Annotated in this window: 3 protein-coding genes; all 3 read left to right on the forward strand. The window is 47.1% G+C overall.

Translation table 11 applies throughout. The features are described from left to right. The first annotated feature begins 1 nt into the window (after position 1). Positions 2–3,100, forward strand: coding sequence for an efflux RND transporter permease subunit (locus tag IQO02_RS21180; protein WP_193838638.1), 3,099 nt, complete (start codon positions 2–4; stop codon positions 3,098–3,100). Positions 3,101–3,843: 743 nt separating this feature from the next. After that, positions 3,844–4,740: a ubiquinol oxidase subunit II gene (gene cyoA / locus IQO02_RS21185; RefSeq protein WP_081275277.1), complete on the forward strand. Its 897-nt coding sequence runs from the start codon at positions 3,844–3,846 to the stop codon at positions 4,738–4,740. Positions 4,741–4,745: 5 nt separating this feature from the next. Beyond that, positions 4,746–6,426: cytochrome o ubiquinol oxidase subunit I (cyoB, locus tag IQO02_RS21190; protein WP_228006089.1), on the forward strand; the 1,681-nt coding region annotated here is incomplete at its 3' end.

The raw sequence follows: 6,426 nt of genomic DNA on the forward strand, positions 1-6,426 counted from the left end.
CATGAAAATCATAGAGATTATTTCCAATACTCGACTGCTTATCTTAATGACGGCACTGCTGATGGTGAGTGGTATTTCTGCGTTCATGACGCTGCCTCGCGCAGAAGATCCAGTCATCATCAACCGTTACGCCAACATTACCACCAGTTTTCCCGGTGCCAGTGCCGAACGTGTTGAAACCTTAGTTACTGAGGTGATCGAGAATAAGCTGCGTGAGCTGAGTGAAGTTAAACTGGTGAGCTCAACCTCAAGGCCGGGCGTGTCTATTGTCACGCTAGAATTGAATGACACCATCACCGAGCCAGAGCCGGTTTGGTCTCAGGCTCGTGACAAGCTGTCTGACATCGAATCCATTTTACCTGCGGGTGCGCATTCTCCCGATCTCGACAGCGACCATACCTACGCATTTACAACCATTGCTTCTCTGACTTGGTCGGGTGCCGGTGAGCCTGACCGATTAACCCTCGGGCGCTATGCCAAAGAACTCGCTAAGCGATTACGAACTTTGTCGGGTACTGAATTCGTAGATGAATACGGAATGCCACAAGAAGAAATCCAGATAAGTCTAAGAACTGCTGATGCCGCAGCGCTTGGGCGTTCGAGTGCTAATATTGCTGAGTCGCTAGAAGGGGCAGACGCCAAGAACTCCGCCGGTGAGTTAGTGAGTGATTATTCTCGCTTTGGCTTAGAAATTAAATCTGAACTCGATTCTATTGAACGCATTAAGCAAGTGCCAATAGCCACTGATAGCAATGGTCACATCATCCGTATGGAAGACATTGCTTCTGTGAAACGTGGTGAGAAAACCCCACAAGACCAGATTGCTATTATTGATGGTGAGCCGGGTGTGATTGTCGCGGCAAGAATGCATCCGGATCTGCGAGTTGATAATTGGACGTCGCGAGCTAATGCTCTGATTGGTAAATTTGAGCAAGAATTACCAAGTAACGTTAAGGTGACGGTGCTCTTTAATCAGCAAGGTTATACCGAAACTCGCTTAGACGATTTAGGCAAAAGCTTGATGATCGGTTTCGGCTTGATCTTAATTGTGCTGTTCGTCACCTTGGGCGTTCGCGCCGCCATCTTAGTGGCAATTTCTCTGCCGTTAACCTCATTATTGACCCTGTCGATCATGAAAATGACCGGTGTTCCGATTAACCAAATGTCGGTGACGGGCCTAATTGTGGCGCTCGGAATCATGGTAGATAACGCGGTGGTGATGGTCGACACCATTCAAGCTTACCGCCTGAAAGGGCAACAGCGCGCTGAAGCAACCATGAATGCGTTGAAACATTTATGGGTGCCGCTACTGGGGTCAACATTAACCACGGTATTGGCGTTTGCCCCGATCATTCTGATGCCGGGCGCATCGGGTGAGTTTGTGGGAGGAATTGCGATTACCGTTTCTTTCTCGTTGATCGGTTCTTACATCATTTCGCACACCTTGATTGCGGGCTTAGCGACTAAGCTACTGCCGAAACAGCTCAGTGATGTTGATAAGAAAGGTCAGCACCATTGGTACATGACAGGCTTGAAAATTCCGGCTTTGACGCGTTGGTTCTCGTCTTCTGTCCGTTTTGGTGTCACGCATCCAATTATCACGATTGCTTTGGTGTTGTTGGTTCCGTTTACTGGTTACTGGAGTATGTCTCAGCTGACTGAGCAATTCTTCCCGCCATCAGACCGAGACATGTTTGAGATTCAGGTTTATATGCCACCTCAAGCGAGCATTTATGCCACTAAAAATACTTCTGAAAAAATCGACGATATCATTCATCGCTATCCAGAAGTGGAGCGCATTGATTGGCTAGTGGGCGCTAACTTCCCATCTTTCTATTACAACCTGCAAGCAAGGCAAAATAATGCGCCGTACTTCTCGCAAGCAATGGTGAAAACAGAGAACTTTGAACAAGCTAATACGCTGATTCCTGAGTTGCAAAAGGTGTTGGATGAAGAGGTACCAGAAGCACAAATCTTGGTACGAAAGCTTAACCAAGGGCCTCCATTTACCGCACCAGTTGAACTGCGTGTTTATGGTGAAAACCTCGATACATTAAAAGCGATTGGTGAAGATGTTCGACTGATTCTGGCAGGTGTACCTCATGTGACTCACACGCGAGAAACACTGCAGCCGGGTACGCCGAAGGTGTGGTTGAAGGTCGATGAAGATACCGCAAAACTTAACGGTATTTCACTCAATCAGTTTGCTGGCATGCTGCAAACCACGCTGACTGGTCGTGAAAGTGGATCTGTAATTGAGGGAAGTGAATCGGTGCCGATTCGTGTTCGTGTTGCGGATGATGCGCGTGAAAACTTGGCGCACTTAAGCAATATTCGTTTGCCAATCAGTTCTGATGTCTATTCCACGGGGATTAATGTTTCGACTCTGGCGGAGCTTGAACTGACGACCAGTCGTGGCGCGATTACTCGTCGTAACGGGCAGCGTGTCAATACCATTGAGGGTTACATTGAAGCGGGTGTCTTACCTCAAACTGTCCTTAATGAATTCCAAAAACGCTTAGAAAGCTATCAGATGCCATCGGGTTACACCATTGGTTTTGGTGGCGAATCTGCTGAACGAGACAATTCAGTCAACAGTCTGATCTCGAATGTCGCAGTCGTGGTGGTATTGATGGTGTTGGTGGTGGTGATGTCGTTCAACTCGTTCCGAATGAGTAGTATCATCTTCATGGTAGCAGGATTGGCGGGTGGGTTAGGGCTGTTGTCGGTGTGGATCTTCGGTTATCCGTTTGGCTTCACGGTGATCATCGCCATGCTCGGGATTGCGGGCTTAGCGATTAACGCCGCCATCGTGATTCTGACGGAATTGAAACTCGATGAACAAGCTTCATCAGGCAATGTGGATGCGGTGGTAGAAGCTGTGATGTCGTGTACTCGTCATATCAGTTCGACAACGATCACGACGGTTGGCGGCTTTATGCCACTGATCATTGCTGGTGGTGGTTTCTGGCCTCCGTTCGCGGTCGCGATTGTTGGCGGAACGGTATTAACTACGCTTATTTCTTTCTACTTTGTGCCTGTGGTTTATCACTCGATGACTAAAAATCAGCGCAAGAAAGTCGTGACTCCAACAGCCTAATCTCTCTCTTAAAGACGATTACTCCTCTCCCTTGAGGGGAGTAATACCCGCTTAAAACATATCTTAATACCCCAAAAATCGGCTTTTTAGCTTCATATTTGGCCGTTTTTTGCTGCACATAGCTGACATTATTATCATAAAAATCAACGTGTCATTCGAGTGGCTGATGGGTCATTGTCTAGAGTGATATCTTTTGTAAATACCTTTGAAATCGTATGTGAATTCATAAATTTGACGATCATCACACTTTGCTTAATTCGCTCTTTCTAATGTAATCAATCATTATTGTTTTTACTGCGTGTTTACTTTTCTCTCTTCCGTTTCGCCTTAATCCTTTTCCGCACATGGCTCGACTCGTGTGGCACGCCTATATCGTGCGTCTGAATTGCATCAATTTCCCATATCTCACTTTCATAACTGGAAGGTTAGTTTCCAAGTTTGTTTGGTGAGCTTTCAATTTCAACTCCTCATAATGCGCCAAATGTAACAATATATTTCAAAGTGTAACAATTAAGTCATATTTTTTGTGTGGTTTTAACCGTGCGGTAATGTTTCGGCTGCGCAGCACTGTCGTTTTAACTTGTCAGTTCAACTGTTCAACTGGCGACTGTTCAAGATAGTGGCTAATTCCGTTTCGCTTTGAGATGCGTCGTTTCACATGCTCAACACATAAATATTCTAATGACCATGACAACCAGTACTCGGGCGTTCGTTCTGAGGCTGGATAACCATCGAGAAAGTTAATGGAAGCTTCAAGATATAAACACATTTTATCGAGAGCAAATCTGTCGAGGATTGGTTTGGTGGGAACCGTCCTGATGCTCGAAGGATGTAACTCCGCATTGCTCGACCCAAAAGGTAGCGTTGGCGTTCAGGAAAAGGAGCTGATTATTACGGCTCTGTTACTGATGCTGATTGTCGTCATCCCCGTGATTCTGATGACCATCTACTTTGCCTATAGATACCGCGAAAGTAATACCACAGAAGAGTATGCACCTGACTGGGCGCACTCAACCAAGATCGAAGTGGTGGTATGGACGATTCCAATAATCATCATCGCGATTCTGGCCACCATCACTTGGCGAACAACACACGAACTAGAGCCCTCTAAGCCTCTGGAAAGTGATGTGCAACCAATGGTGATCGAAGTGGTCTCTCTGGACTGGAAGTGGCTGTTCATCTATCCGGAGCAAAATATTGCGACGGTTAACTATGTTGCGTTCCCGAAAGATGTACCGGTGACGTTTAAGCTGACTTCAGACAACATCATGAACGCGTTCTTTATCCCGCGTCTTGGTTCGCAGATTTATGCGATGCCGGGAATGGTGACCAAGCTGAACTTGATTGCTAATCATGAAGGTGACTTCAAAGGTTTTGCATCGAACTACAGTGGTAAAGGGTTCTCTCAAATGAAATTCACCGCATCAGCCATGCCTGATCAAGTGGCGTTTCTAAACTGGGTGGAAAAAGTGAAAGCTAGCCCGGACCGTATTGAAGACTGGGAGCAATTCCGTTCATTGGCTGCGCCAAGTGTCGCTGAACCTGTGACTCTGTTCTCCAGTATCCCACCATTTTTATTTACTGATGTTGTGACCCAGCACCCTGGTTCAATGAACTGTTTGCCGGAAACCCAAGGATAATCGTCATGTTTGGAAGATTAACTCTAGACTCAATTCCCTACCACGAACCCATTATTTTGTTCACGTTAACCATGATCGCTTTAGTGGGTGGTTTAGTGGTGTATGCGGTAACAAAAGCCGGTAAGTGGCAATACCTTTGGAATGAATGGTTTACTTCTGTAGACCACAAAAAATTGGGCTTCATGTACATTGCTGTGGCAATGGTGATGTTAGTTCGTGGCTTTGCCGATGCAGTAATGATGCGTAGTCAGCAATTGCTTTCTGCAGCGGGTGAGACAGGCTATTTACCGCCACACCACTATGACCAGATCTTCACGGCTCACGGCGTGATCATGATTTTCTTCGTCGCGATGCCTTTGGTTATCGGCCTGATGAACATCATCGTGCCGCTGCAAATTGGTGCTCGTGATGTTGCATTCCCTTATCTGAATAACCTGAGCTTCTGGCTGTTTGTGGTGGGTATCATCCTAACCAACATGTCATTGGGGTTAGGTGAATTTGGACGTACGGGTTGGTTGGCGTATCCGCCGCTTTCTGGCATTGAGGCCAGTCCGGGAGTCGGGGTCGATTATTGGATATGGGCGTTGCAAATATCCGGTGTGGGTACCACATTAACGGGTGTGAACTTCTTCGCGACTATTTTGCGCATGCGCACTCCGTCTATGCCAATGATGAAGATGCCAGTATTCACTTGGGCATCTCTGTGTGCCAACATCCTGATCATCATCTCTTTCCCAATCCTTACGGTAACCATCGCGTTACTGACTTTGGATAGATACATCGGCACGCACTTCTTCACCAATGACCTTGGTGGCAACGTGATGATGTATGTGAACTTGATTTGGGCATGGGGACACCCTGAGGTGTACATCCTAATTTTGCCTATCTTCGGTGTGTTCTCTGAAGTGACTGCAACCTTCTCACGCAAAAAACTGTTTGGTTATACCTCGTTGGTATGGGCGACAGTGGCTATCACTATTTTAGCGTTTGTGGTTTGGCTGCATCACTTCTTCACCATGGGTTCTGGCGCCAATGTGAATGCCTTCTTCGGCATCGCGACCATGATTATCTCTATCCCAACCGGGGTTAAGATCTTCAACTGGCTGTTCACCATGTACAAAGGACGTATCCGCTTTACCACGCCAATGATGTGGACCGTGGGCTTCCTAATCACCTTTACCGTTGGTGGTATGACGGGCGTATTGATGGCAGTACCGGGCGCAGATTTCATTTTGCATAACTCGGTATTCCTGATTGCGCACTTCCACAACGTAATCATCGGTGGCGTTGTCTTCGGTTGTTTTGCAGCGATTGGTTACTGGTTCCCAAAAGCGACTGGTTTCACTCTGAACGAGCTTTGGGGTAAACGCGCATTTTACTGCTGGATCATTGGTTTCTTGATGGCGTTCTTGCCGCTTTACGCTCTGGGCTTTATGGGCATGACGCGTCGTTTGAGCCAAGACATCAACCCTGAATTCTTCCCTCTACTGGCGGTTGCGGCTGCAGGTACGGGCGTAATTGCGATGGGTGTGGTGTGTCAGTTCGTTCAGATTTACGTGAGTGTTCGTGACCGCGACCAAAACCGAGATCTAACCGGTGACCCATGGGGTGGACGTACATTCGAATGGGCAACGTCTTCACCACCGCCGTTCTACAACTTTGCAAAATTGCCTAAGGGCGATGAGA

The organism is Vibrio sp. OPT24 (genome assembly GCF_015163545.1).
Classification (GTDB): domain Bacteria; phylum Pseudomonadota; class Gammaproteobacteria; order Enterobacterales; family Vibrionaceae; genus Vibrio; species Vibrio cyclitrophicus.